Genomic DNA, 25,854 nt, shown 5'->3' with positions numbered 1-25,854 from the left:
GAACGATATGTTTTTTAATACCTAAAATGAAAATTGGACTGAAGAATCAATTCTGATTCATCAGTCCAATAAATTATAGAGCCAGATTTTCTGGTCTTTGTGCGTGTATCTGGACATTTTTTGCAGTCTCTTTTTTATTGATTTTCTGAACTGGAAGAGCTTGAAGATTGTTGCTCTTCGCTACTACTTGATATTGAGCTGCTAGGTGTAGTGTTTGTACTTGATTCAGTACTCGAACTGCTCTCAGCTTCCTCAGAAGAGCTAGTAGATGAACTACTACTTGATTCACTTGTTGAGGATGAGGAACTGCTAGTACTTGATGTTGAGCTTGACTGTTGAATAGTTGTTGATGATTGGACAGGTGCTTGGTAAGTCCCTTTAAAGTATAATTCATTACCAACTCTAATTAAATCATCAGGCATTTCCCAATCCGTATTTTCAACAGATGACGAGACGTATGTCATCAGCTCGCGATAGACATCTGTTGCTACATGGGCTGATTGACTAGTAACTGGGTCTAAAATATTATTATAGCCAATCCAAACAGCCATCGAATAATGTGGTGTGTACCCGACAAATGTCGTATCTGGATAGACGGAGTAGGGCGATGTAATCTGCGCTAATTGTTCATCGGTATAATTGGATGTCCCGGTTTTTCCAGCTTGGTATAAGCCGTTAATGGCAGCATTATTACCTAGACCGCTAATCACATCCTTTAATATATCGGTGATCATATAAGCGGTACCTGCATCCATTGCTTTTTTTCCTTCAGCGCTATATGTTTTTTCAGTACCGTCAGGAAAGACAATTTTATTGACATATTGTGGCTTATAATAGGTACCACCATTGGCAAATGCAGCATAGGCAGCGGCCATTTTTAAGCTTGATACGCCATATTTGGTGCCATCTTGCTCTGTGTTACTTGTAATAGCATTAGCTTGAGAAATTGATTTATACTCAATTCCTAAGCCTTTAAGGAAAGTTGTGATATCATCGACACCCACATCTGCGAATAATTTGGCGGCAGGTACATTTCGTGAAAGAGCTAAAGCTCTTCTTAAGGTTAGTGTGCCATAATACAAATTATCCCAGTTCTTTAAGGCAGTCGACGAATTTTCGTAATTGTAAGGTTCATCGGTAATATATCTACCAGTCGAGTAATGGAGATATTGGAAAGCAGGTCCATAATCGGTAATTGGCTTCACAGTAGAGCCAAAATCTCTTTGAGTACTTACGGCAAGGTTGGTACCCAAACGCGTGTCTTCCGGGATATTTCTACCACCAATTTGCGCTACGACTTTACCAGAGGTTACATCGATTAGCGTAGATGCGACTTGCATCTCACTGTCAGGGTAACTAACGTATTCATCAGAGTTAACGATAGTGTACAATTGTTTTTGAGCATCGATATTTAGATTGGTATACACTTTTAATCCAGCAGTATCGATATCTTTACCCGTTTTTTCCTTAACTTCTTCTTTTACTTGCTTAATATAGTTATCGTAGTATTTCCAATTCGAATCCGTTGTTGCCAATTTTTGCAAGCCGTCGGAGACATCACTCTTAACGGCTGCTTCGTATTCAGCTTGACTTATCTTTTTATTGTCTAGCATAGCTTGTAGGACTAAATCTCGTCTGGACTTTGCAGCGTCTGGATTTACATATGGGTTATAGTAAGATGGTGCATTTGGCAGACCGGCAAGTAAGGCTGTTTGTGCTAAAGTTAACTCTTTCAATGACTTTCCATAATAGGTTTCACTTGCGGTCTCTATCCCATATACACCGTTGGCCATATAGACTTTATTGATATAGTAGGTAAGGATTTCTTGTTTTGATTTCTTACGTTCTAATTGGACGGATAACCATGCTTCTTGCGCTTTTCGTTTGAAAGTTTGATCTTCTTCATTTGTTGAGAAGTAGGATAGTTTTACAAGTTGCTGTGTCAAGGTGCTTCCACCCTGTTTTGTTCCTTTAAAGATATTTGAAATTGCTGAGCCGACTATCCGAATGGGATCGACACCAATATGTTTGTAAAAACGCTTGTCCTCAATAGAGACAATCGCATCTGCAAGTTGCTCGGGAACATCAGTAGGATCGATTTTTACTCGATTTTCCGTGCCGATGTCGATAAAGTTTTCATTATTCGCCGCGTACAACTGAGATGATACCGTTGCATCAAGTGCGGAATTAGTTAGTTTGGGTGTATCGCGTATATAGTATGCAAAAAGTGCAACGCCGGCGAGAAAGAGGATACATCCTAAAAATAGAAGTGCCAAAAAAATCTTACCAATGATAGAGTGGACTGATTTTTTTCCTTTTTTCTTTTTAGGTGCCGTTTTTTTGGTTTTTTCCTGTGGCTCTTTTTTGTGCCGATTGGTCCGTGATTCATTTGCCATATTGAGTCTCCTTTGATTGAATATAGGCATCAACTGCCTGAATATATGGGATTCTTGGAGCGATACCTAAAGAAATTTCAATTCCATTTTGCTCAATTACTCCGAGAGGTAAAGATTTACGTTGACTTGTCTCCCAATACGAAACTAAGAGAGGGCTTGGATAAAAGAAGCATCTCTGTATGGTGGAAAACCATAATAAAACAAAACAAAGTCCCCCTTGATTGCCACACATTTTCATATGAGTGATTTGATGTTGATGGAAATTTTTTAGTGGAAAGGATGTTTTATTTTTGGTTTCTTTGGCTTCAAAGTCAAGATACCTTCCTTTGTACACACCGTTGTAATCCGTGGTCGATGCTTCTTTGAAATACGCTTCTTTGATCACAGCTGCACTTCTTCGAGGGTAGTCGACCGAAACGATCTGGACAGGTGTGGGCTTTTTATGGACAACTGCTATATTGCGACTTAAATAGTAGTCATTGCTTTGATTGATAGCTTCCTCAAAACGCATTCCGCGATTAGCAAAATTGCTTTTTTTGTTGCCTTCAAGTATGGTTGGTTTACTTAGCTGATGACTAGGTCTTGCTTGACCGTTTGGATAGTGTATTACCACTTTTATCACGCTCCTGTCAATCAGTATACCAAAAAGCAATAAATAAAGGAAAGAGGATGTATGTGAAGCGCATAGTAATCACCGGTTATCGTGCAAGCGAACTTGGAATTTTTCAAGCTACAGATAAAAAAATTACGATTATTAAAAAAAGTTTAACTTCGCAAGTAAGGCAATTTATCGAGGATGGCTATCAATGGTTTTTAGTTGGTGGTAATTTGGGTATTGAAGTCTGGGGAGGTGAGGTCGTACTCGATTTAAAAAAAGAGTATCCGGAAATAAAATTAGGAGTTCTATTTCCATATCTTGAATTTGGCTCGAATTGGAATGAATCAAACCAACAGCTACGAGATAACTTAGTCGCAAAAGCTGATTATGTTGGGAGTGTCAGCCATGCACCGTATCAGAATAAAGCACAGTTACAAAATCATAGCCAATTTTTGCTGACGCATTCTGATGCGAGTTTTGTTATTTATGATGAGGAATATATTGGCAAATGCCAGCATTTTTATAAGCAAGCTCGACGATACGAAGAGCGAGCAGATTACGTTGTCTATCAATTAACGATGGATGATTTACAAAATAGCGTGTGGGCTGACGGATTTTAATTGATTTATGACTAGTTTTTCGATATGATAAGAGACAGATATGGTATATTAGAGAAGAGGTGTACAGATGTCAGATTTAATTTATTCGCCAAAAGATATTTTACAACAAGAATTTAAAAATAAAATGCGTGGATATGATCCGGTTGAAGTGGATGAATTTTTAGATAATGTTATTAAAGATTACGAAACGTATGCCAAGAGCATCCTCGAATTGCAAGAAGAAAATGACAAATTGCATGCGAAAGTCGCACAGCTGAGCAAAACACAGTCTGTTGTAAATTCACGTGTTCAAACAGAACTACCAAAAAGTCAAACAGTAACTAATTTTGATATTTTGAAGCGTTTATCGAATTTAGAAAAAGAAGTCTTCGGTAAAAAATTGCATCAAGATGTAAAAATTGAAGAAAAAACGACACCAGTTGTTACGTCTAATTATACCCAAGTGGAATTAGAAGACGACAACGAACGAACAAGACAATTTTAAGTTAAAAATTGTGGTTTTCGGATAATCGCGGTCTACATAGGTAGGCTGAGGAAAGTCCATGCTCACACAAGCTGCGATGCTTGTAGTGTTCGTGCCTAGTGAAACCATAAGCTAGGGTACCTATACGGTAACGGCAGGAAAAAGAGCTAAGGCTTTGCTATGCTTCAGTATCCTTGAAAGTGCCACAGTGACGAAGCAAATCAAGAAATTGATTTGGTGGAACGCGGTAAACCCCTCGAGTGAGCAACCCAAACAATGGTCGGGGCGCTTTTTGGAACGGAAATGAACGGAACAAAGAGGCAAGAAATTGCAGATAGATGATTATCCAAATTATTTTGCTCCCTGTAAAATAATTGGACAAAACATGGCTTATAGAAAATCACAGTAATCAGGGATTCCTTCCAATTGGAAGGTTTTTTTTTGGAAATAGCTACATTTTTTTAGATGAGATACATTTCCTGTCAATAAACGAGGAGTGAATTATGAAAAACAACCAAACCTTTCAATTAGTTGCGACAGCAGCAAGTGGATTAGAAGCATTAGTTGGTAAAGAATTAAGAGATCTAGGGATTGACTGTCAAATTGAGAATGGCCGTGCACGCTTTGAAGGTACGATCGAGACAATAGCCAAAGCCAATCTTTGGTTACGGACAGCCGATCGCATCAAAATTGTCGTAGGTGAATTTGATGCACTCACATTTGATCAATTATTTGAAAATGTCAAAGCCTTACCATGGGAAGATTTATTGCCACTCGATGCAGAGTTTCCTGTCGCTGGTAAATCAATCAAATCCAAGCTTTTCAGTACACCAGATTGCCAAGCAATTACGAAAAAAGCCATTGTCAATAGATTAAGAGAGTATTATCATCGTCCGGCGTCAATCCCGTTGGCAGAAACAGGGGCGTTGTTTAAAACTGAGGTGGCTCTTTTAAAAGATCACGTCATGGTGACTCTTGATACGACGGGTCCTAGTTTGTTTAAGCGAGGTTACCGTCTTGAAAAAGGTGGCGCACCACTAAAAGAAAATATGGCTGCTGCCCTAGTTATGTTGACGAATTGGCGTAAAGATCGCCCGTTAATTGATCCTGTTTGTGGGTCAGGTACGCTTTGTATCGAAGCAGCGTTAATTGGTCACAATATTGCCCCTGGTTTTAACAGAACCTTTGCTTGTGAAAGTTGGGATTGGGTCGATAAAGCAGTGTTTGCGAAGGTTCGTTCTGAAGCGGATGACTTGGCTGATTATGATTGCGAGCTTGATATTACTGGTACGGACATCAATGGTAGAATGATTGAGATTGCACAAGCAAACGCCGATGAAATTGGGCTAGGCTCGTCCATTACATTTAAGCAACAAGCAGTCAAAGATTTTAAAACAGAAAAAGAATATGGTGTGATTATTGCGAATCCTCCTTACGGTGAACGTCTAGGTGAAGAAGAGACTGTCCGTAAATTGTATGAAGAGATGGGAGAGGTCTTTCGCCCTCTTGATACGTGGAGTAAATATATTTTGACGAGTGATTTATTATTTGAAGAATTTTATGGGCAAAAAGCAACCAAAAAACGCAAGCTTTATAATGGAGCGTTGCGTACGGACTACTTCCAATATTGGGGAAAACGTCCACCGAGAGTGAAAAAAGAAGAGGATGGGGTAAAATGAACGAAGCCACTTTTTTACAAGAATTAAAAGAATTAGATATGTTGCAACAAACACTTGCAATTTTAGAGTGGGATTCTCAAACCGGTATGCCAGAAGAAGGCAGCGAATACCGTGGAGAAACGACAGGCTATCTAGCTGGTCTCTACTTTGAAAAGAAAATCGGCGCAACAATTAAAGAAGCAATCACCTATTTTGAAGATAAGCCAGAAGAATTAACGGAAGTGGGCCAAGTCGCTCTTGGACTAGTAAAAGAGGAATATGAATTAAATCATGCCGTTCCTAATGAATTGATGGTAGCTTATTCAGCTGCGACATCTAAAGCGCATGGCGCATGGCAAAAAGCTAGAAAAGAGAATGACTATGCTTATTTTAAAGAGGCATTGGCAGAAAACATTCGCTTGACGAAAGAATTAATTCCGTATTGGAAAAAAGATGAGTCCACTAATTATGATGTTTTACTAAATCAATATGAACCAGGGATGACAACTGCTAAGTTAGACCAAGTCTTTTCTGAATTGCGCACGGGAATTATGACAATTCTTGAGAAATTGGCTACGGAAGGGACAGAACCAGTGACTGATTTCTTGAATCGCCACATGTCCAAAGCGCAACAAAAACGATTCATTACAAAAGTAGTTGCTGATCTTGGCTATGACTTTTCACGTGGTCGCTTAGATGACACCATTCATCCATTTGCGACAGGAATCAATCATCGCGATGTTCGGATTACGACTCGTTGGAATGAAAACGACTTTATGATGGCTGTCTTTGGTATTATTCATGAAGCTGGTCACGGGATGTATGAACAAAATATCGATGAAAAATACGAGTATACACCCGCTCACGAAGGGGCATCGATGGGCATTCACGAATCGCAATCGTTATTCAACGAAATAATTGTCGGCAGTAATCGAGCTTTCTGGGAAAAACAATACCCATTCTTCCAAGAATGTGCAGAAGGAACATTTGCTGACATTTCTTTTGAAGATTTTTATCGTTCATTAAAAAAATCGCAAGCAAGTTTAGTCCGCATCGAAGCAGATAGTCTAACGTATCCATTACACATTATTATCCGTTACGAAATTGAAAAATTAATTTTTGACGGAGAAGTGAGTATTGATGACTTACCAACTTTATGGAATGACAAATATGAAGAGTATCTAGGCATTCGTCCGGAAGATGATTTGACTGGTATTTTACAAGATGTGCATTGGTCAGGAAGTAGCTTTGGGTATTTCCCTTCATACGCACTTGGCTATATGTATGCCGCACAGTTGTACCATGCGATGGGCAAAGAGCTAGCAATCGATGAGATTTTAGCCTCGGATGACTATTCACCAATTAAACGATGGTCAACAGAGCACATCCATCAGTATGGAGCTTCTAGAAAGCCAAATCAACTGATTATGGATGCTACGGGCGAGGCGTTAAATCCGAAATATCTCTTGGATTATATGGAAAAAATCTACTTTGACGTCTACCAAGTGAAAAACTAATGGATTCATTTGCAGAAGTAAGTGCTTATAGTCAAGAGAAGTTGACAGACGAACGTACAGGTCATGATTTTGAGCATGCCAAACGGGTTTTGGCATGGGTTGAAAAAATTATCCAAGAAGATGGCTTTGTTGTAGATGAGTTTGTAGCTAAGAGTGCCGCTCTATTACATGATACCATCGATGACAAAGTTGTCGCTGACGTTACAAGCGCGCGGGAAGAGTTACTGATATTTCTCGGTCAAATTGCGACAGAAACGCAAGCTGACCAAATTATCGCTATTTTAGACAATATGTCTTATTCTGCGAATTTACAGGAGAAGAAGTCCTTGTCTATAGAAGGACAAATTGTGCAAGATGCGGATCGAATCGATGCTCTTGGTGCCCAAGGGATTTTGCGAACGGCTTACTTTGGTGGATCAAATGGCCATCCGATTTTTGATAAGCATCTTTTACCGCGCACATATTCATCAAAAAGTGACTACCGCAAAGGTTCGACAGTCATTAATCATTTTTATGAAAAACTATTTCTGTTACCCGACCTAATGAACACGCCAACTGGAAAAAAAGAAGGAATACGTCGCAAAGTTTTTATGGAATCTTTTTTAACAGAGTTTTTTAACGAAATGGCTCTTTAGTTTTTCTTAGAATATGAGTCGATTTGTTTTCTTTTCGATATGAATTTCATATAATAAGGATAAGAGGAGAGGATTTCATGTTTTTTCAACAGGCGATGAAGCCGGATCAATTGTTACGAGTACTTCCCCATGTTTCCGAGTGTTTCTTCATAGTTGAAGCCAAGTTGGAAGAGCGTCTTTTCCAATTAGCCTTTTATAAATATGAAGAGTGCTATTTTCGACTTAAGGATGCACGAGTATTTGAACAAGTCAAAGAAATCTTGCTTGAAAAGCAAGGTGATGAAGCTGAACTTTTACCATATATAGAGCAAGCGTTAGAAGATAACTATTATATGGTTTTAGATAAAGCTTTCGTACAAATGGACTTGTCGCTACTGACAGTTGCGAGTCAAAAGAAACCCATATCTTTTTATTATTATGAATTTGTGGATGGTTTTCATACGAATTAAACGCTATAGCAAATAGATTCTTATGCCTCCAATTCATTTGATCTGTTCGAGTGAGTGGTGGTATCTGTTTGCTATAGTCTTTTTGTAGCGGCTACGAATGATTACTAAGAGTTTTGAAATCAACAATGCATAAATACAATCAACTGCAGAGTAAATCTGTGGTATACTAATCAAGATGTCTAGAGAAAGAAGGTGCGTAAATGTTATTTACCTCATTTGCATTTCAACCATATATCCAAACCGCCTTGGCGGATAAGGGATTTGTACACCCTACTGAAGTACAAGAGAAATTAATACCAATTATTAGCAAAGGAAAGAGCCTAATTGGTCAATCACAAACGGGCAGTGGGAAAACCCATACCTTTTTACTGCCATTATTTGATAAAGTGCAACCAGAAAAAAATGAAGTTCAAGTCGTAATCTGTGCACCAAGTCGGGAATTAGCTAGTCAAATTTATCAAGAAGCCAAACAACTGGCGTCATTTTCCGAAACAGAAATTCGTGTTATGAATTTTGTTGGTGGAACGGATAAAAAAAGACAAGTGGACCGCATCGCGAACCAACAGCCGCAAGTGGTCATCGGAACGCCAGGTCGTATCTTAGATATGATCAATGAACAAGCGCTTCAGATTCATACGGCATTCGCTTTTGTCGTAGATGAAGCAGACATGGCATTGGATATGGGATTTTTACCAGAAGTCGATCAAATTGCTGCGAAATTTTCTGAGGATATTCAATTTTTAGTCTTTTCGGCGACGATTCCAGAAAAGCTACGCCCATTCTTAAAAAAATACATGCAAAATCCAGTGATTGAAGAAATTGCTTCGAAAACGGTAATTTCGGACTCAATTGATAATTGGTTGATTTCAACGAAAGGCAAAAATACCAGTCATTTGGTGTATCAATTGTTAACGGTTGGGCATCCATATTTGGCCATCGTGTTTGCTAATACGAAACAACGTGTGAATGAAATTGCCAATTATTTGAAAGAACAAGATTTAAAAGTAGCTACCATTCATGGTGACATTAGTCCTCGTGAACGTAAGCGGGTTATGAAGCAAGTTCAAAATATGGAATTTCAATATGTCGTTGCGACTGACTTAGCTGCAAGAGGCATCGACATTGAGGGCGTTTCACATGTCATAAATGCAGAGATTCCTGACGATTTAGACTTTTTCATTCACCGTGTAGGCAGAACTGGTCGAAATCAACTAAGTGGTATCGCCATCACGCTTTACGATCCATCGCAAGAGCCACAAATTGAAGCAATCGAAGCCTTAGGGATATCTTTTGAGCCGAAAGAAATTAAAAATGGTGAAATTATTTCTACGTACGATCGTAATCGTCGAACGAAGCGTGAGAAAAAAACACAAGATGTATTAGATCCGACTTTAATTGGTATGGTGAAAAAGAAAAAGAAAAAAATTAAACCTGGTTACAAGAAAAAAATTCAGTGGGAAATTGATAAGTCAAAACAACAAAAACGAAGAATTGAGCAACGTCAAAAGACGCGCCAAGCGAAAAAACACAAAAAAAATTCAAGCCAATAATCCTGACCAAAAAGACCATAAATACAGAAGTTGTTTCTCCAACTTTTGAAGTTTATGGTCTTTTAATTTGTGATTAAATAATTCTGTCTTCATCCATTTTTACAGTTTTTTGGTCATTTTTTGGCAAAGAATGCCATCTTCGTAAAAGGAGTCGCCCGACGTGTGATAGCCCAGCTTTTGATAAAAATCAATAGCTGTTAATTCAGCACTGAGAATACTGGTGTGAAAACCGTGGAACGAAGCGTACAATTCATAAAGAGTTAATAGATCCCAGCCGATATGTTGCATGCGATAGTCGCTTTGCACACAGAAACGATCGGGCTGAACGGTCGTAGGTGACAGGGTTTGAAAACGAATGGTTGCGACTGGAGAAAAGTCAGTTGACGTCACTAAAAAATAGTTGGTATCCTCTGTCTGGTCGCGCCAATCAAATTCATCTAATTCTGAAATCTGTTGTTCATGAACAAACACTTCCTGTCGTAACGCAAAGACGGCTTGTTTTAGTGTATCAGAATGACCAAAAAATAAATGGAACTTAGCGAGTGAGCTTTTTCTTATATGCTCATGAAGTTGATATGCTTGGAACCATTTTTGTTCTCTTACATGTGCCTGCGCATTGTTTGCACCACTAGTTGAAGGGCAAGTCAATGTTAATTTGTCGGTAAAGAAAGCTTGTTTTGCTCCTTCTTTAGCCGCTTTTTTTCCGTTAAAAATTATCAATGATAGTTTCTCTCGTAAGAAATGAGAATCAAATGTATTTACAGTCGTGGATACAAAGGATTGGTCGGAACTTCCTATTCGTTGAAATTGATTGTAGACATCCCATAATCCTAATTGAAACTCTAGTAGTTTCTGACAGCGCTCAGCATAAGACAAAGGATCTAGTCGATAAAAGGAAGTAAAGAGTGGCCAGAATTGATTACCGACATGACCATAATACTCTTGTTTTTTTAAGGAGGTTACACTTGGAGCAGTTCCTAATATCAAGGTTTTAGTTGATTTTGAGAAGACGGGATGAAATCCAGAAGTCATTTTTATCCTCCGTTCTGTTATTTAGCAAAAAAGTGTTTTACTTTTAACTGATTTCCTGTGAGAATATAAGTATAATACAACTAGCAACAATGATGGGGTGAAAAGATGAATTTCTACGAGGTCCTAGATTGGAGCGTATGGAAAACGCTAGCCAAAGAAATGAAGGTACAAATAATTAGCCAATTACTTATGTATTTTGTTAGTCCATTAAAAAAAGTGTCTAATGTACGGTATATTGACTGTGCGCAAGACGGTATTAAATGCCAAACGTTTGAATTTCAAATTGACGGGGAATGGTTTGTCTTTGTCCCAGGAAATACGGATACGATTCTTGGTTGGGATTCGGGCGTCAATGGTCTGCCGACGACTGCTTGGCATGACAAATTAGAAAATGAAACAGAGCAAGTCAAAAAAATAATCCGAAACTATCAGCTAAAAACCAAAGATGATTGGACGACCTTTCTAAATGAATCGACTAGTCCACTTAGAAAAAAAGATATTCTACCAATGTTTGTCCAAAAGACTCCTCAGCCTGTCGGAACGAAGCTTATCGGCCATTTTCATATCATCACTGGTGAATTTTTTGGCCAACAAAAGATTTTTCAAACAATTGAACAAGACTTTCAAGCGGCTTTTTTAGCACCAGTCACTTTTGAAGAAAGTCTTAGTTGTGAACAACCCGCTACGCTCTATAAAGAAAATCAATTCTTTGCAAAACTGAATGCAAATCAAGAAAGCTATGATGTATATGTGCATCAACTTAGTAGCTATGATGAATTAAACGATCAATTGACGAATCACGTCTTTGATTTACTAGATGAAGATCAATGGGAGTATGCCATAGGGGCAGGAAGTCGCAAGTTATTCCGCTGGGGAAATATGGTGAGCAGCGACACACCGGATCAACACGCGTACATTGAACAAATGATCGAAAGTAAGAACATGTTTGGTCTGTCGTTTCAATCATTAGCTCAATGTTTTGAATTAACCGACTCGACTTGTGTCAAAGGGGAGCAATGGGAGCAAACGGGCTTGACCTTATTAGATTTACTGCCACAAGCTAGTTATTATCGATCTCGCCACAGTTTTGATCGGCAGGCAAAGTTATCACCGCTAGAATATAATTATCGTAAGGCAATTATCATTCGCTCGGAATGATTGACAATGCAGAGGAATTTCGCTATACTTCACAGGGTAGAAAAGGACATGACTTCTTTCAAAACAAGAGAGTTCTTAGTTGGTGAGAGAGAACAGAAAGTAAGTTGCTCCCTTTTTTTGATTCAGTGGAAACATTGACGTTACTCCGCGTTAACGAGTCTTAAGAGGTAATGATTCAAACATCATTGCAAACAAGGTGGTACCGCGTGTAGACGTCCTTGTCTGCAAGGATGTTTTTTTATTTATAATGATAGAAAGTAGGAGAATTCATGAAACAACTGACAAGTGCACAAGTGAGACAACTTTTTTTGGACTTCTTTCGTTCAAAAGGACATACAGTAGAGCCAAGCGCATCGCTTGTGCCGGTAAATGACCCGACCTTATTATGGATTAACTCAGGTGTTGCTACCTTAAAGAAATACTTTGATGGCAGTGTGGTCCCTGAAAACCCAAGAATTACAAATGCGCAAAAATCAATTCGTACCAATGATATTGAAAATGTTGGGAAAACAGCTCGTCACCATACCATGTTTGAAATGTTAGGGAACTTTTCAATCGGTGATTATTTTAAAGAAGATGCTATTCATTTTGCATGGGAATTTTTGACATCACCAGAATGGTTAGCCTTTGACCCTGAAAAACTATACGTCACAGTCTATCCAAAAGATACCGAAGCAAAACGCATTTGGTCTGAAGAAATTGGCTTGACGCCAGAACACATTATTGAAATTGAAGATAACTTTTGGGATATTGGTGCGGGTCCAAGTGGTCCAGATAGCGAAATATTCTATGACCGTGGTCCAGAATATTTAGACATTGCGGAAGATGATCCGGAAAACTTCCCTGGTGGAGAAAATGAACGCTACCTAGAAATTTGGAATCTAGTATTTTCTGAATTCAACCATAAACCAGACAACACCTATGAACCGTTACCACATAAAAACATTGATACAGGTATGGGCTTGGAACGTGTCGTCTCAATTATCCAAAATGCACCAACTAACTTTGAAACAGATTTGTTTTTACCTATTATTCATAGTGTAGAAGAGCTGAGCCAAGGTGTGCATTATGGGGATAGCTTACAAACGGATGTATCCTTTAAAGTCATTGCTGACCATATCCGTGCCTTATCATTTGCGATAGGTGATGGTGCGCTTCCTTCAAATGAAGGTCGTGGCTATGTATTGAGACGTTTGTTGCGTCGTGCAGTAATGCATGGACAAAAATTAGGAATTCAACAAGCCTTTTTATACAAATTAGTGCCTGTAGTTGGCCACATTATGGAAAGTTACTATCCTGAAGTATTAAAACAACAAGCCTTTATCGAAAAGGTCGTGCGAAATGAAGAGGAACGCTTCCACGAAACGATTAACGAAGGATTAGCTATCTTAAACGAAGTAATCGAAGATGTTAAAGCGAACAATAGAACAACGTTAGCAGGTCAAGCCATCTTTAAATTGTATGACACGTATGGTTTTCCAGTTGAATTAACTGAAGAAGTAGCTGAAGATGCTGGCTTAAAAGTGGATCATGTAGGTTTTGAAAAAGAAATGCAAGCGCAAAGAGACCGTGCCCGTGCAGGCCGTTCAAAAGAGCAATCAATGGGTGTACAATCGACACTATTAACTGATATCAAAGTTGAAAGTGACTATGTCGGCTATTCGGATTTGGAAGCAAAATCAGCGCTCGTTTTAATTATAAGTGACGATGCATTTGTCAAAAAAATTGATGAAGGTTCAGCACAATTAATCTTTGCTAAAACACCATTTTATGCTGAAATGGGTGGTCAAGTAGCCGATACAGGTATCGTCGTCAACAGTGAGGGCATGATTGTAGCAGACGTAACCAATGTTAAAAAAGCGCCAAATGGTCAGTTTTTACACACAGTAACAGTAAAAGGTCAATTAATTGAAGGAACTGAGTACTTTTTACAAGTGAATACTGCTAAACACAACAAAACAATTAAGAACCATACAGCTACTCATATGCTGCACAAAGCATTAAAAGAAGTCCTAGGATCACATGCCAATCAAGCTGGATCTTTAGTGGCCCCAGAGCATTTACGTTTTGACTTTACTCACTTTGGTCAAGTGACACCTGAAGAATTAGTGAAGATGGAACAAATTGTCAATGAAAAGATTTGGGAAGCTCTACCAGTTGTCACTGTTGAGACGGATATTGATTCTGCAAAAGCAATGGGTGCGATGGCACTCTTTGGTGAAAAATACGGGCATGATGTCCGCGTAGTGAATATTGCAGATTGGTCGATTGAGCTATGTGGAGGAAATCATGTCAAAAATACGGAAGACATTGGCTTGTTTAAGATTGTCTCTGAATCAGGAATCGGTGCCGGTGTAAGAAGAATTGAAGCCGTAACTAGCAAAGAAGCGTATTTACTTGCACGTGAGCAAGAAGAACAATTAAAACAAGTAGCTTCATTAGTAAAATCGCCACAACTAAAAGAAGTCGTAAGCAAAGTTGATCAATTGCAACAACAATTAAAAGAAGCCCAAAAAGAAAATGACACGCTTTCAACGAAATTAGCTAATCAACAAGCATCTGATATTTTCACAGATATCAAAGAAGTCAACGGGGTAACCTATGTTGCTTCACAAGTGAACGTCAAAGATATGAATCAACTGCGTCAATTAGCAGACCAATGGAAGCAAAAGGCGATTTCGGATGTATTGGTACTAGCTACTGCTGCGGATGAGAAAGTCAATTTGTTAGTGGCGATGAGTGAGCAAGCAATTCAAAAAGGATACAAAGCAGGCGAGTTAGTCAAAGCAATCGCACCAAAAGTTGGTGGCGGAGGCGGTGGCAGACCGGATATGGCGCAAGCAGGTGGGAAAAATCCTGCCGGTATTCCGGATGCACTAGCAGCTGTTAGTGAATGGTTAACAGCAAACTAACAATACTGTAAGAATAGAAAAAAGAGAACAGTACAGAAGCCAAATAAATCAAGAAACCGAACAATTCATGTGCATTAGTTGTAAAAGCTATTTTTTCTGATTGAATGAGAAAAATATCACTCCATAGATGAAAAAAATGCCATCGATTTCCTGATTTACCGTCTTCTGTCACTTTCTCTTTTTTGTGTTATAATTTTTGTAATATTTGTGCTTTTAGTAGAGGGGCTTAGTTGTTAACTAAGGCGGGAGGAATAAAATGGTAAAAATGGATATGACTTTGTTATACGATGCGTTAATCGTTTTAATTATGTTAAACACGATTGGGGCATTTATTACGGTATTTCGTAGACCAAGGTCGATTGCTAGTGTATTTGCTTGGATGTTGACATTGGTTTTCTTCCCAGTCTTTGGCTTTATTTTGTATACCTTTTGTGGGCGTGGAATTGATGGCGAGGCGATGTATCGCTTTAAAGATACCCATCGGATGCGTATTAAAGAAATTAATGAACTAATCAAAGAAAACAATAAGCATTACCATCAGACCGTTAAAACGGTAGAATCGCAGTTATTAAATAATTATTTCAATAACGTGGAAGAATCGCCACTAACAAAAGGGAATAAAGTTGACTTTTATACGGATGGGAAAGAAAAGTTTGCAGCTTTGTTTGACGACATTCGAGCAGCGAAAGATACCGTAAACGTGGAATACTATGCTTTTTTTAACGACAAGATCGGTAACCAATTTTTAGATGTACTAGTCGAAAAGGCAAAAGAAGGTGTCTCTGTGCGCCTAGTATTTGATCCGTGGGGCGGTAAAACATCCATTAAATTCTTTAAACCGCTGATTGAAGCAGGTGGAAAAGTATTGCCTTTTATTACTTCACGGAATTTAATTCGTAAGACAAGATTAAATTATCATTTACATCGTAAAATTGTTATTATCGATGGTAAAATTGGCTGGACAGGTGGTTTCAATGTTGGTGATCAATACCTAGGTGAAAGCAAAAAATTTGGGTATTGGCGTGATACTCATGCCAGAATTGTGGGCACTGCTGCGTTTAGTCTGCAAGAGATTTTCATCAAAGATTGGAATGCTTCTGTTAAAAAAGAGTCACAAATGATGGAGTACGAGGCTCGTTTCTTTTCAATCCCGGATCCCAAAGATGCAGGAAATGTTACCATGCAGATTGTCGCAGATGGACCTGATAGCGAGGAGCAAATCCTTAGAGGCGGCTTTATCAAGATGCTTTTAGGAGCTGAGAAGCGCGTCTGGATTCAAACGCCGTATTTGATTCCAGATGATTCCATGATCACTGCACTAGTCATTGCTGTGCGATCAGGAATTGATGTCCGAATTATGATTCCTTGCATGCCAGATCATCCGTTTATTTACCGTGCGACGCAGCATTATGCGAATTATTTGCAAAAGCGCGGCATGAAAATCTACATTTATAACAATGGTTTTATTCATGCGAAGACGCTCATTATGGATGATACGATTTCAAGTTTTGGGACAACTAATCAAGATATCCGGAGCTATGCACTGAATTTTGAAGTAAGTGCCTTTGCTTACAATCAAGAAGTAAACCAGACTTTAGCAGAAATTTTTGAAGAGGATATGAAACATTCGGTCGAATTAACACGAGAAATGATCCGTAGTCAGTCCAGATGGTTGCGATTTAAGCAAAACTTCTCGCGCTTACTTTCGCCTATCTTATAATTTTAGCGCTTTGGCCAAACCTTGACGAGCTAGATGATCGGCCCCTTTATTTTGTGATTCTGGGATCCATTTTAAAAATAATAAAGGAAATAAAGCAAATTTAATCAAGATTTCTTCTACAAGCGAATCGAAAGCAGAATTTTTCGTAAATTTTTTGGCAATTGCCTGAGCGACTACTTTGCTATCGGTATGTACGGTTATCGTATGTTCCACTAAGTTTTCTTCAAGCAAATAGTCTAATAATGAAGATAAGACGGAAAATTCTGCTTGGTGGTTCGTCAATTTTTGAGTAAATGGAAAGGATTTTTGAACATAAAGCCCTTCTCCTATAATCATAAATCCCCCTCCGCTTGGTCCGGGATTTCCTTTTGTGGATGCGTCGATATATATTTTTAACACTACAGTCACAATCCTTTCATTTTGCATTTATTATACAAAAAATCATCAAACATTGCTTAAGGAGTTTTATGCATGCCGTCTCAAAAAAAATTTCACTGGCAACCTGAAACGGCCTCGAGTTTAATTTTTTGGTCGAGTGCCTTGTTTTTATTTTTCTTTAGTTTGATTATGGCTTTGGAAAATGCAAAACCATATCCAGCTAGTATTTTACTTACGATAGTTTCACTATTTATTCTCTTTCTAGGGTGGCGACGGAAAATTATTCTAGATCGAAACTCCTTACGAATTACTTATGCTCGTTTTTGGAAAAGACGGACGCTTTCATTAGCGAACATCCATTCAATCAAGCAAGTCAATAACCATATCTGTATTGAACTTTTCAATGAGCAGTTCGTGTGTAGGATGTCTAAGAAAAATCAATTGCGCTTTATCGAAGAATGGAAAAAATGCGAAAGTCTTAAAGGAGAAAAGTAAGAAATTATTATTATTAATTTAAAATTCGAGTTTATTTGTTATAATAAAGACCTAATGATGGATGAAATTCATCTTTATCGTTAGAATGTTCGTAAATTGGAGGAATCTATGAAAACAGATATTGAAATTTCACAAGCAGCCACAATGGCACCAATCACAGAGATAGCAAATAAAGTAGGGTTCTCACCTGATTCCATCGAGCAATATGGCCAGTACAAAGCCAAAATCCCTTTTGAAACAATCAAAGCAAAAGATAGTGAACCATCGGGTAAATTAATTTTGGTCACTTCCATTAATCCGACACCAGCAGGAGAGGGGAAATCAACTGTTAGTATTGGTTTGGCAGATGGCTTAAACCGTATAGGCGCCAAAACTTCATTGGCCTTACGTGAACCTTCTTTAGGGCCAGTCATGGGAGTGAAGGGTGGTGCTACAGGTGGTGGCTATGCTCAAGTGGTACCAATGGAGGATATCAACTTACACTTTACAGGTGATATGCATGCGATTACGACAGCTAATAATGCATTGTCGGCATTAATTGATAATCATATGCAGCAAGGCAATGCTTTACAAATTGATGCCCGTCGTGTCATTTGGAAGCGGGTAGTGGATTTGAATGATCGTGCCTTACGGCAAATTGTCGTTGGTTTAGGCGGACCAATGCAAGGCGTGCCGCGCGAAGATGGGTTCGATATTACCGTTGCGAGTGAAATTATGGCAATCCTTTGTTTGGCTGATTCCATCCATGACTTAAAAAGACGGTTAGGTGCGATTGTTATCGGCTATACTTATCAAAAAGAACCGATAACAGTCAGCGATTTACAAGTTGAAGGAGCTTTGGCGTTACTATTAAAAGATGCACTGAAACCCAATTTGGTGCAGACGTTAGAAGGAACACCGGCATTTGTTCATGGAGGGCCGTTTGCCAATATCGCACATGGATGCAACAGTGTCATGGCGACTAAGTTAGCTTTGCATGCGAGTGAGTTTGTAGTAACAGAGGCTGGCTTTGGTGCGGATTTAGGTGCCGAGAAATTTCTAGATATCAAGGTGCCTGTTTTAGGAAAAGCACCAGATGCCATTGTGATTGTCGCTACGATTCGAGCGTTGAAAATGCATGGTGGGCTACCTAAAAATGAGTTAGCACAGGAAGATATTGCTAGCCTGAAAGAGGGCTATGCAAACTTGCAACGACATATCAGAAATATGCAACGCTATCAAATACCTGTAGTTGTTGCATTAAATGAGTTTGTGACTGATACGGAAGCAGAATTTCAAACACTTGTCGACTTGTGTCAAGCAGATCAAGTAGAGATCAGACGTTGTGCCGTATGGGCGCAAGGTGGTGCTGGCGGTGAAGAGTTAGCGCAAGCCATTGTAGAGATTACAGCAGGGAATGGAACGACAAATTATCAACGACTATATCAAGACGACGCGAGCATTGAAGAAAAAACAGCAGCAATTGTAAAAAAAATCTATGGTGGTAAGCAAGTGACATTCAGCCAAAAAGCAACCAAACAAATCCAATCATTTAAACAATATGGCTGGGACGAGTTACCAATCTGCATGGCTAAAACGCAATATTCTTTTTCCGACGATCCAACAAAATTAGGAGCGCCGACTGACTTTGACGTGACCATTAGAGAATTTGTCCCTAAGTTAGGCGCAGGCTTTCTTGTCGCTTTAACAGGAGACGTCATGACCATGCCTGGGCTACCAAAACGCCCAGCAGCATTAAATATGGATGTCACTGACGATGGTCAGGCGATTGGTTTGTTTTAATTTTAAATAGTTAGACTGGTGTCCTTTTTTGATAAGAGGTCACCATTTTTTTAGGTTGAAATAGCTTGCTAGGAAGCAAAAATAAGGTATACTTAATAAGTTCACTCGATAGAAAGGGGACCCGTATCATGGCTGAGAGAGCACAAATTTTTATTAGTGCGTTTAACCGTATCGAAAAATGGATGCAAAATCAATTGAAAAGTGAAACCAAGATGGGCTTTAGTCAGATGGTTCGTAAGTTAGCTCGTCGCTCAGATTTGCCGATAAAAAAATATGAAGATGACCTTTTGCAGTTATCACAATTACGAAATGCGATTGTTCATGATCAAATTGGTGAAGATTTTGTGATTGCAGAGCCAAATGATTGGGTCATCACCCGAATCCAGCTGATTGAAAAGGAATTATTTGAGCCCGAAAAAGTATTGCCGCGCTTTGCTAAGAAAGTGACTGGCTTTACTGTTGATTTGCCGCTTGAAGAATTGCTTAGTATCGTTGCTAAAGAACGCTATTCGCAGTTTCCTATGTATCGAGACGGCGAATTTAAAGGATTATTAACTTTAAGGATTTTGGGGTTTTGGTTTGCCAAGCATTATCCCATTTCGGCTGAACGTATTAAGCAATTAACTGCCAGTGCCCTACTTGAAGCAGATAATAAAACAACAAACTATCAATTTGTCTCTAGTGACACAACGATGGACTATGTGCAAGAACAATTTTCTGAAAATGCTACGTTAGAAGCCATTTTGATTACCAAAGACGGCGAACCCAATGGCAATCTAGTTGGAATTATTCGCCCACGTGACTTAGTAGAACAATAGAAATGGATGGGATTATATGTTAATAGGATATTTTTTGTTAAGTTTTTTGATTGTCGGATTGGATCAATGGGTAAAAAGTGCCATTGTTTCTGCCATTCCACTAGGTGAGTCACATCCAGTTCTTACCAATGTGTTCTCGCTGACGTATTTGCAAAACACTGGCGCAGCCTGGAGTATTTTCGAAGGGAAACTAGCTTTTTTTACCGTTATTACCGTTGTCGCTGTTGCGGCCATTCTCTATTTTATGGTTAAAAATCGCGGTGGTCATGTATTACTAATGGTCGGTTTTTCACTGATTTTAGCTGGTGCAATAGGAAATTTTATTGATCGCATTCGATTGGGCTATGTCGTTGATATGTTTCAATTAGATTTTATTCAATTTCCCATTTTTAACGTGGCAGACATGTCTCTTTGTATCGGTGTGGCTTGTTTGTTTATCTACACATTTTTTGAAGAACGTTTGAAAGGAACTCATAATGACTGAGGAATTAAAAATAAGTATCACTGAAGAAAAAGGCCGTATTGATAAAGTTTTGGCCGAAAAATTGGCGAATTATAGCCGCTCGCAAATTCAACTGTGGCTAAAAGAAGCATGCGTGAAAATCGATGGCGTTGTTGTTAAGGCCAATTATAAAGTGCAAAAGGGAGATCGGATTACCATTCAAATCCCTGAACCAGAGACCTTGGACTTAATTGCCGAGAATTTGCCGCTTGAAATTGTCTATGAAGATGCGGACGTCGCAGTCATCAATAAGCCACAAGGAATGGTCGTCCATCCTTCAGCTGGACACCCGAATGGCACCTTGGTAAATGCATTGATCTATCATTTAAATTCGTTGTCATCGATTAATGGTGTCATTCGACCGGGAATCGTTCATCGGATTGATAAAGATACTTCAGGTCTATTAATGGTTGCTAAAAACGATCAAGCACATGAAGATTTAGCAAAGCAGTTGAAAGATAAAACCTCATTAAGAAAATATGTCGCACTAGTCCATGGCGTGATTCCTCATGATAAAGGTGTCATTCGAGCACCAATTGGCCGCTCAACAGTCGATCGTAAGATGCAAGCGGTTGTCGACAATGGCAAAGATGCGGTTACGCATTTTCAAGTGCTTGAGCGCTATGAAGATTATACGCTAGTCGAGCTTCAACTTGAAACGGGGAGAACGCACCAGATTCGTGTGCATATGCAATACATCGGCTATCCACTCGTTGGCGATCCGGTCTACGGCTTAAAGCGGACGATTAAAGGTAATGGTCAGTTTCTTCATGCGAAGCTATTAGGTTTTACGCATCCTTCGACGGGAGAAAAAATGGTATTTGAAGCCCCTTTACCAGAAATTTTCAAAAAAACGTTAGCGAAATTGCCGAAAAGTGATTGATTTTTTACTTAATTAACGGTATAGTAAGAAAAAATAAATAGTAATCCTTTAATGATAGTCCCGTGAGGCTAAGAAGGTTGTGAATAGTAATTACGATGCATGCGTGCAAAGTTAGTTACTAATTGGTTTCGTCTATATCCAGACGAAAGAATACGAGCATGTTCACTCCTGCCTTACATTAGGCAGGAGTTTTTTTATTAATTTTGGAGGAGGAATTAGCAGTGGTAAAAAAAGAAGTCATTGATGCAGTAACCATGAAACGAGCATTAACACGAATTACGTATGAAATTATTGAACGCAATAAAGGGATTGAGGATTTAGTTTTAATTGGTATTAAAACGCGTGGCATCTATATTGCGCAACGTATCGCGCAACGCTTGAAACAATTAGAGAACGTAGAAGTTCCAGTTGGAGAACTAGATATTACTGGCTATCGCGATGATCAAAAAAATGATGGCACAGTCGCGAAATTATCCAATATTCCAGTAGCACTTGAAGGCAAAGAAGTCATCTTGCTGGATGATGTACTTTACACCGGTCGTACCATCCGAGCAGCACTGGATGCAGTAATGGATTATGGCCGTCCGAGAAGAATCTCATTAGCAGTATTAGTAGACCGTGGCCATCGTGAATTACCGATTCGTGCTGACTTTGTCGGAAAAAATATTCCTACTTCAAAATCAGAAGAAATTGTCGTAGAGATGGAAGAGTTAGATGGAAATGATCGTATCTTAATTGATCAACTGGAGGATGGAAATGAGTAAGCAAAGTGACTTTCGGAACAACGAGGCAGTATTAGATATTAATGATAAACCAGCACCGCTACATTGGATAGGGTTAAGTTTACAGCATTTATTCACCATGTTTGGTGCGACAGTTTTAGTTCCAATCTTAGTCGGAATCAATCCTGGGATTGCATTGGTGAGTTCTGGACTAGGAACATTGGTTTACTTAACTGTAACAAAAGGGAAAATTCCAGCCTATTTGGGAAGTAGCTTTGCCTTTATTGCAGCGATGCAATTATTAATGAAAACAGATGGTTATCCAGCGATTGCACAAGGGGCGATGACTACCGGGTTAGTATACATCATCGTTTCAATCGTGATTGGCAAGGTTGGATCAGCATGGTTGGATAAAATTTTACCAGCGATTGTCGTTGGTCCGGTGGTAATGGTTATTGGATTAGGGTTAGCAGCGACTGCCGCAAACAATGCCATGTATCGGACAGTAGACGGCAACCAAGTCTATGATTTCAAATACGTCTTTGTAGCTCTAGCGACTTTAGCAATTACAATTTTCTTTAACATGTACCTGAAAGGCTTTCTAGGGTTAATTCCCATTTTACTAGGTATCGTGAGTGGCTATGTCTTAGCATTGCTTGTGGGGATTGTCGATGTACAACCGATTGTCGATGCCCATTGGTTTGCACTACCGGACTTTCAAGTACCGTTTATCGAATACAAACCAACATTGCATATCGGAGCGATTACGACGATGGCACCGATTGCCTTTGTCACGATGACAGAGCATATCGGTCACTTAATGGTGTTAAATAAATTAACTAAGCGTAACTTCTTTGAAGAACCTGGTCTAAACAAAACACTGCTAGGAGATGGACTTGCTCAAGTCGTAGCTGGTTTTGTCGGTGGACCGCCAGTCACAAGTTATGGTGAAAATATTGGGGTATTAGCAATCACCAGAGTGCATAGTGTATTTGTTATCGGTGGCGCAGCTGTCTTAGCGGTCGGCTTAGGCTTTGTCGGAAAATTAACTGCACTAATCTTAAGTATTCCAAATCCTGTTATCTCGGGGATTAGCTTTGTCCTCTTTGGTGTCATTGCTGCAAGTGGTTTGAAAATATTGATTGAAAACAAAGTGGACTTTGATAAAAAGAAAAATCTGTTGATTGCTTCAGTTATTTTGGTAGTCGGTATTGGTGGATTGGTATTCCAAGCAGGAACATTTACGCTATCTTCAATGGCGTTAGCAACAGTACTAGGGATTTTTCTAAATCTGATATTACCAGAACAAGCAAGAAGCGAAGAAAAGTAAGCTTAGGTGAGAGGTGATTCCATGAATGATCGCGTAATACTAAATCATTTTGTCAGTGTCGAACGACTGTCAAATATAGAGGTAATGAAGTTGATTCGAAGAGGAGAAGCATTCAAAAAAGGTGCAACGTGGCAACCTGAAAAGCAGCAGTATTTTGCAGCAAATCTCTTTTTTGAAAATAGCACTCGTACACATACTAGCTTTGAAACGGCCGAACGAAAATTAGGGGTGGATGTTCTTTCATTTGATACATCCACCAGCTCCATCCAAAAGGGTGAGACCTTGTATGATACGATTTTAACACTTTCGGCACTAGGAACGGATGTCTGTGTTATTCGACATTCTGAGGAAGCATTTTTTCAACCGCTAATCGATAGCAAGACCATTAAAACACAAATTGTGAATGGTGGCGATGGTAGTGGTCAGCATCCTAGTCAGTGTTTACTTGATTTAATGACCATTTATGAGGAATTTGGCACATTTGATTCACTAAAAGTAGCCATCGTTGGTGATATCGTCCATTCTCGTGTGGCAAAATCAAACATGCAGATGCTGCGGCGCTTGGGAGCTGAGGTATATTTCTCAGGACCAAAGGAGTGGTTTTCTGAAGAGTATATGGCGTTCGGCACTTATTTACCGATTGACGAGCTTGTAAAATCAGTCGACGTGATGATGATGCTGCGCGTGCAACATGAGCGTCATCATGATGGCAAGCAGGTGTTTTCAAAAGAGGCCTACCATCAAACATATGGACTGACCATTGAGCGAGCGAGCCAAATGAAGCCCTCAGCGATTATCATGCATCCAGCACCAGTCAATCGCGATGTCGAATTGGCAAGTGAATTAGTGGAAGCCAAGCAATCAAGAATTGTTACTCAAATGACCAATGGCGTTTACGCGCGTATGGCCATATTAGAAGCAGTATTAACGGAAGCTATCTTATAGGAGGATTTGAATGAAGACATTACTGAAAGATGCCAATCTATTTACCGCTTCAGGCGAGTTAGGGATTTTCGATATTTGGATTGAAGATGGAAAAATTTATGCGATTGGCCAGTCGTTTGAAGAAGAAGCATTTGATCAAGTCTATGCATTAGACGGGAAATTCACAGCTCCGGGCTTAGTCGATGTACATGTGCATTTTAGAGAACCTGGCTTTACCTATAAAGAAACCATTGCGACCGGTTCGATGGCTGCTGCTAGAGGGGGCTTTACGACAGTCTGTGCCATGCCTAATCTTGATCCAGTCCCCGATAGCAAAGAAAATTTTCAAAATATTCAAACGATATTAAAAAAAGATGCGAAAGTCAATGTATTGCAATATGCTTCATTAACCAAAGCATTACGCAGTGAGGAATTAGTCGACTATGCACAACTAAAAGAGGCGGGCGCCTTTGCCTTTACTAATGACGGTGTCGGCGTACAGACAGCGGGTACGATGTATCTAGCAATGAAAGAAGCTGCCAAACTAAGTATGCCAGTGGTGGCACATACGGAAGACGAGTCACTCTTATTTGGCGGAGTTATGCATGAAGGCAAGCGCTCTAAAGAACTCGGTTTGCCAGGTATTTTGAGTGTGACAGAGTCATCGCAAATTGCTAGAGATTTGTTACTAGCTGAGGCGACGGGTGTCCATTATCATGTGTGTCATGTATCGACAAAAGAAAGTGTTCGGGTGATTCGAGATGCAAAAGCAGCTGGTGTTCATGTGACGTGTGAAGTCTGCCCCCATCATCTACGCTTAGTAGATGAAGATATTCAAAGTGACTTTGGTTTTTGGAAAATGAATCCTCCATTAAGGGCCACAGAAGATCAGAAAGCGTTGATCGATGGTCTATTGGATGGAACAATCGATTGTATTGCGACTGACCATGCACCTCATGGATTAGAAGAAAAATCGCAAAGTTTTTTAAACGCACCATTCGGCATCGTGGGCTCTGAATATGCGTTTCAACTCATGTACAGCCAGTTTGTACAAACAGGTATTTTTACATTAAAACAAGTCATCGATTGGATGACAAAAAAGCCAGCTGATATTTTTGGATTAAAAGCTGGGTACCTAGATGTTGGTCGTCCAGCCGATATTGCGGTCTTTGACCTTGAACAAAATTACCAAGTAGATGCGAACAAGTTTGAATCGATGGGTGTGAATACCCCATTTGATGGTTGGACTTTTTCTGGCGACACCGTCTACACCTTCGTAAATGGCGAAGTTGTATGGCAAAGGGAGGAATAA

At 39.3% G+C, this 25,854-nt stretch carries 23 protein-coding genes and 1 other RNA gene; 20 read left to right on the top strand and 4 right to left on the bottom strand.

Features of this window, described 5'->3' with window-relative positions; genetic code table 11:
• Positions 1–134: 134 nt before the first annotated feature.
• Together HMPREF9088_RS06225 and recU are read right to left on the bottom strand one after the other, a co-directional pair.
• Positions 135–2,396 (bottom strand): transglycosylase domain-containing protein, encoded by a 2,262-nt coding sequence (locus HMPREF9088_RS06225; RefSeq protein ID WP_007208316.1) that lies wholly within the window; start codon positions 2,394–2,396, stop codon positions 135–137.
• A complete protein-coding gene (gene recU / locus HMPREF9088_RS06220) occupies positions 2,386–3,009 on the bottom strand; it encodes a Holliday junction resolvase RecU (protein WP_040366565.1) in 624 nt (207 codons plus the stop codon). Before recU ends, HMPREF9088_RS06225 begins: the two co-directional genes overlap by 11 nt.
• Positions 3,010–3,065: 56 nt before the next feature.
• On the opposite strand from recU, the gene HMPREF9088_RS06215 reads away from it, so the two are divergent.
• From HMPREF9088_RS06215 to HMPREF9088_RS06185, 8 genes are all read left to right on the top strand, one after another.
• The gene (locus tag HMPREF9088_RS06215) at positions 3,066–3,614 is read left to right on the top strand and encodes an SLOG family protein (RefSeq protein WP_007208314.1); all 549 of its coding nucleotides are present in this window, start codon (positions 3,066–3,068) and stop codon (positions 3,612–3,614) included.
• 67 nt (positions 3,615–3,681) lie between these two features.
• On the top strand, positions 3,682–4,098 hold the full coding sequence (gene gpsB, locus HMPREF9088_RS06210; RefSeq protein WP_007208313.1) for a cell division regulator GpsB: 417 nt from the start codon (positions 3,682–3,684) through the stop codon (positions 4,096–4,098).
• Positions 4,099–4,111: 13 nt separating this feature from the next.
• Positions 4,112–4,475: RNase P RNA component class B (rnpB, locus tag HMPREF9088_RS11630), an RNA gene on the top strand.
• A gap of 105 nt (positions 4,476–4,580) precedes the next feature.
• Positions 4,581–5,756: a THUMP domain-containing class I SAM-dependent RNA methyltransferase gene (locus tag HMPREF9088_RS06205; RefSeq protein WP_007208312.1), complete on the top strand. Its 1,176-nt coding sequence runs from the start codon at positions 4,581–4,583 to the stop codon at positions 5,754–5,756.
• Positions 5,753–7,252: a carboxypeptidase M32 gene (locus HMPREF9088_RS06200; protein ID WP_007208311.1), complete on the top strand. Its 1,500-nt coding sequence runs from the start codon at positions 5,753–5,755 to the stop codon at positions 7,250–7,252. The genes HMPREF9088_RS06205 and HMPREF9088_RS06200 overlap by 4 nt, the downstream gene beginning before the upstream one ends.
• Positions 7,252–7,887 (top strand): HD domain-containing protein, encoded by a 636-nt coding sequence (locus HMPREF9088_RS06195; RefSeq protein WP_007208310.1) that lies wholly within the window; start codon positions 7,252–7,254, stop codon positions 7,885–7,887. The genes HMPREF9088_RS06200 and HMPREF9088_RS06195 overlap by 1 nt, the downstream gene beginning before the upstream one ends.
• A gap of 77 nt (positions 7,888–7,964) precedes the next feature.
• The gene (locus HMPREF9088_RS06190; protein WP_007208309.1) at positions 7,965–8,336 is read left to right on the top strand and encodes a hypothetical protein; all 372 of its coding nucleotides are present in this window, start codon (positions 7,965–7,967) and stop codon (positions 8,334–8,336) included.
• 200 nt (positions 8,337–8,536) lie between these two features.
• On the top strand, positions 8,537–9,886 hold the full coding sequence (locus HMPREF9088_RS06185) for a DEAD/DEAH box helicase (RefSeq protein WP_007208308.1): 1,350 nt from the start codon (positions 8,537–8,539) through the stop codon (positions 9,884–9,886).
• Between the two features lie 99 nt (positions 9,887–9,985).
• Here the strand turns inward: HMPREF9088_RS06185 and HMPREF9088_RS11625 are convergent, their stop codons facing one another.
• The gene (locus HMPREF9088_RS11625; RefSeq protein ID WP_007208307.1) at positions 9,986–10,918 is read right to left on the bottom strand and encodes a DNA-deoxyinosine glycosylase; all 933 of its coding nucleotides are present in this window, start codon (positions 10,916–10,918) and stop codon (positions 9,986–9,988) included.
• Positions 10,919–11,023: 105 nt separating this feature from the next.
• Here HMPREF9088_RS11625 and HMPREF9088_RS06170 point away from each other — a divergent pair, with 105 nt between their 5' ends.
• The 3 genes from HMPREF9088_RS06170 (at position 11,024) to cls (ending at position 16,708) form a co-directional block, all read left to right on the top strand.
• A complete protein-coding gene (locus tag HMPREF9088_RS06170; RefSeq protein ID WP_007208306.1) occupies positions 11,024–12,076 on the top strand; it encodes a DUF7278 family profilin-like fold-containing protein in 1,053 nt (350 codons plus the stop codon).
• Positions 12,077–12,345: 269 nt separating this feature from the next.
• Entirely contained in the window at positions 12,346–14,988 is a 2,643-nt protein-coding gene (gene alaS / locus HMPREF9088_RS06165) for an alanine--tRNA ligase (RefSeq protein WP_007208305.1), read from the top strand.
• Positions 14,989–15,244: 256 nt separating this feature from the next.
• Positions 15,245–16,708: a cardiolipin synthase gene (cls, locus tag HMPREF9088_RS06160; protein ID WP_007208304.1), complete on the top strand. Its 1,464-nt coding sequence runs from the start codon at positions 15,245–15,247 to the stop codon at positions 16,706–16,708.
• Here the strand turns inward: cls and HMPREF9088_RS06155 are convergent.
• Entirely contained in the window at positions 16,703–17,107 is a 405-nt protein-coding gene (locus HMPREF9088_RS06155) for a ribonuclease HI family protein (RefSeq protein WP_040366562.1), read from the bottom strand. The two genes, cls and HMPREF9088_RS06155, sit on opposite strands and share 6 nt — an antisense overlap.
• A 72-nt stretch (positions 17,108–17,179) precedes the next feature.
• On the opposite strand from HMPREF9088_RS06155, the gene HMPREF9088_RS06150 reads away from it, so the two are divergent.
• From HMPREF9088_RS06150 to HMPREF9088_RS06110, 9 genes are all read left to right on the top strand, one after another.
• Entirely contained in the window at positions 17,180–17,581 is a 402-nt protein-coding gene (locus HMPREF9088_RS06150) for an EbsA family protein (RefSeq protein WP_007208302.1), read from the top strand.
• A gap of 108 nt (positions 17,582–17,689) precedes the next feature.
• Positions 17,690–19,363: a formate--tetrahydrofolate ligase gene (locus HMPREF9088_RS06145; RefSeq protein WP_007208301.1), complete on the top strand. Its 1,674-nt coding sequence runs from the start codon at positions 17,690–17,692 to the stop codon at positions 19,361–19,363.
• 128 nt (positions 19,364–19,491) lie between these two features.
• Entirely contained in the window at positions 19,492–20,181 is a 690-nt protein-coding gene (locus HMPREF9088_RS06140; protein WP_007208300.1) for a CBS domain-containing protein, read from the top strand.
• Positions 20,182–20,197: 16 nt separating this feature from the next.
• Complete coding sequence (lspA, locus tag HMPREF9088_RS06135) at positions 20,198–20,665, top strand: signal peptidase II (RefSeq protein WP_007208299.1); 468 nt, start codon at positions 20,198–20,200, stop codon at positions 20,663–20,665.
• Positions 20,658–21,566, top strand: a complete 909-nt coding sequence (locus tag HMPREF9088_RS06130) for an RluA family pseudouridine synthase (RefSeq protein ID WP_007208298.1) — start codon at positions 20,658–20,660, stop codon at positions 21,564–21,566. The genes lspA and HMPREF9088_RS06130 overlap by 8 nt, the downstream gene beginning before the upstream one ends.
• Before the next feature lie 221 nt (positions 21,567–21,787).
• Positions 21,788–22,330, top strand: a complete 543-nt coding sequence (pyrR, locus tag HMPREF9088_RS06125) for a bifunctional pyr operon transcriptional regulator/uracil phosphoribosyltransferase PyrR (RefSeq protein ID WP_071859059.1) — start codon at positions 21,788–21,790, stop codon at positions 22,328–22,330.
• The gene (locus tag HMPREF9088_RS06120) at positions 22,323–23,618 is read left to right on the top strand and encodes a solute carrier family 23 protein (RefSeq protein WP_040366559.1); all 1,296 of its coding nucleotides are present in this window, start codon (positions 22,323–22,325) and stop codon (positions 23,616–23,618) included. Before pyrR ends, HMPREF9088_RS06120 begins: the two co-directional genes overlap by 8 nt.
• A gap of 21 nt (positions 23,619–23,639) precedes the next feature.
• Positions 23,640–24,563, top strand: a complete 924-nt coding sequence (locus HMPREF9088_RS06115; RefSeq protein WP_007208295.1) for an aspartate carbamoyltransferase catalytic subunit — start codon at positions 23,640–23,642, stop codon at positions 24,561–24,563.
• 10 nt (positions 24,564–24,573) lie between these two features.
• Positions 24,574–25,854: a dihydroorotase gene (locus HMPREF9088_RS06110; protein ID WP_007208294.1), complete on the top strand. Its 1,281-nt coding sequence runs from the start codon at positions 24,574–24,576 to the stop codon at positions 25,852–25,854.

Source organism: Enterococcus italicus DSM 15952, assembly GCF_000185365.1.
Lineage (GTDB): Bacteria > Bacillota > Bacilli > Lactobacillales > Enterococcaceae > Enterococcus_G > Enterococcus_G italicus.
The sequence above is the reverse complement of the archived record's forward strand: the minus strand, read 5'-3'. Positions and strand labels throughout refer to the sequence as shown.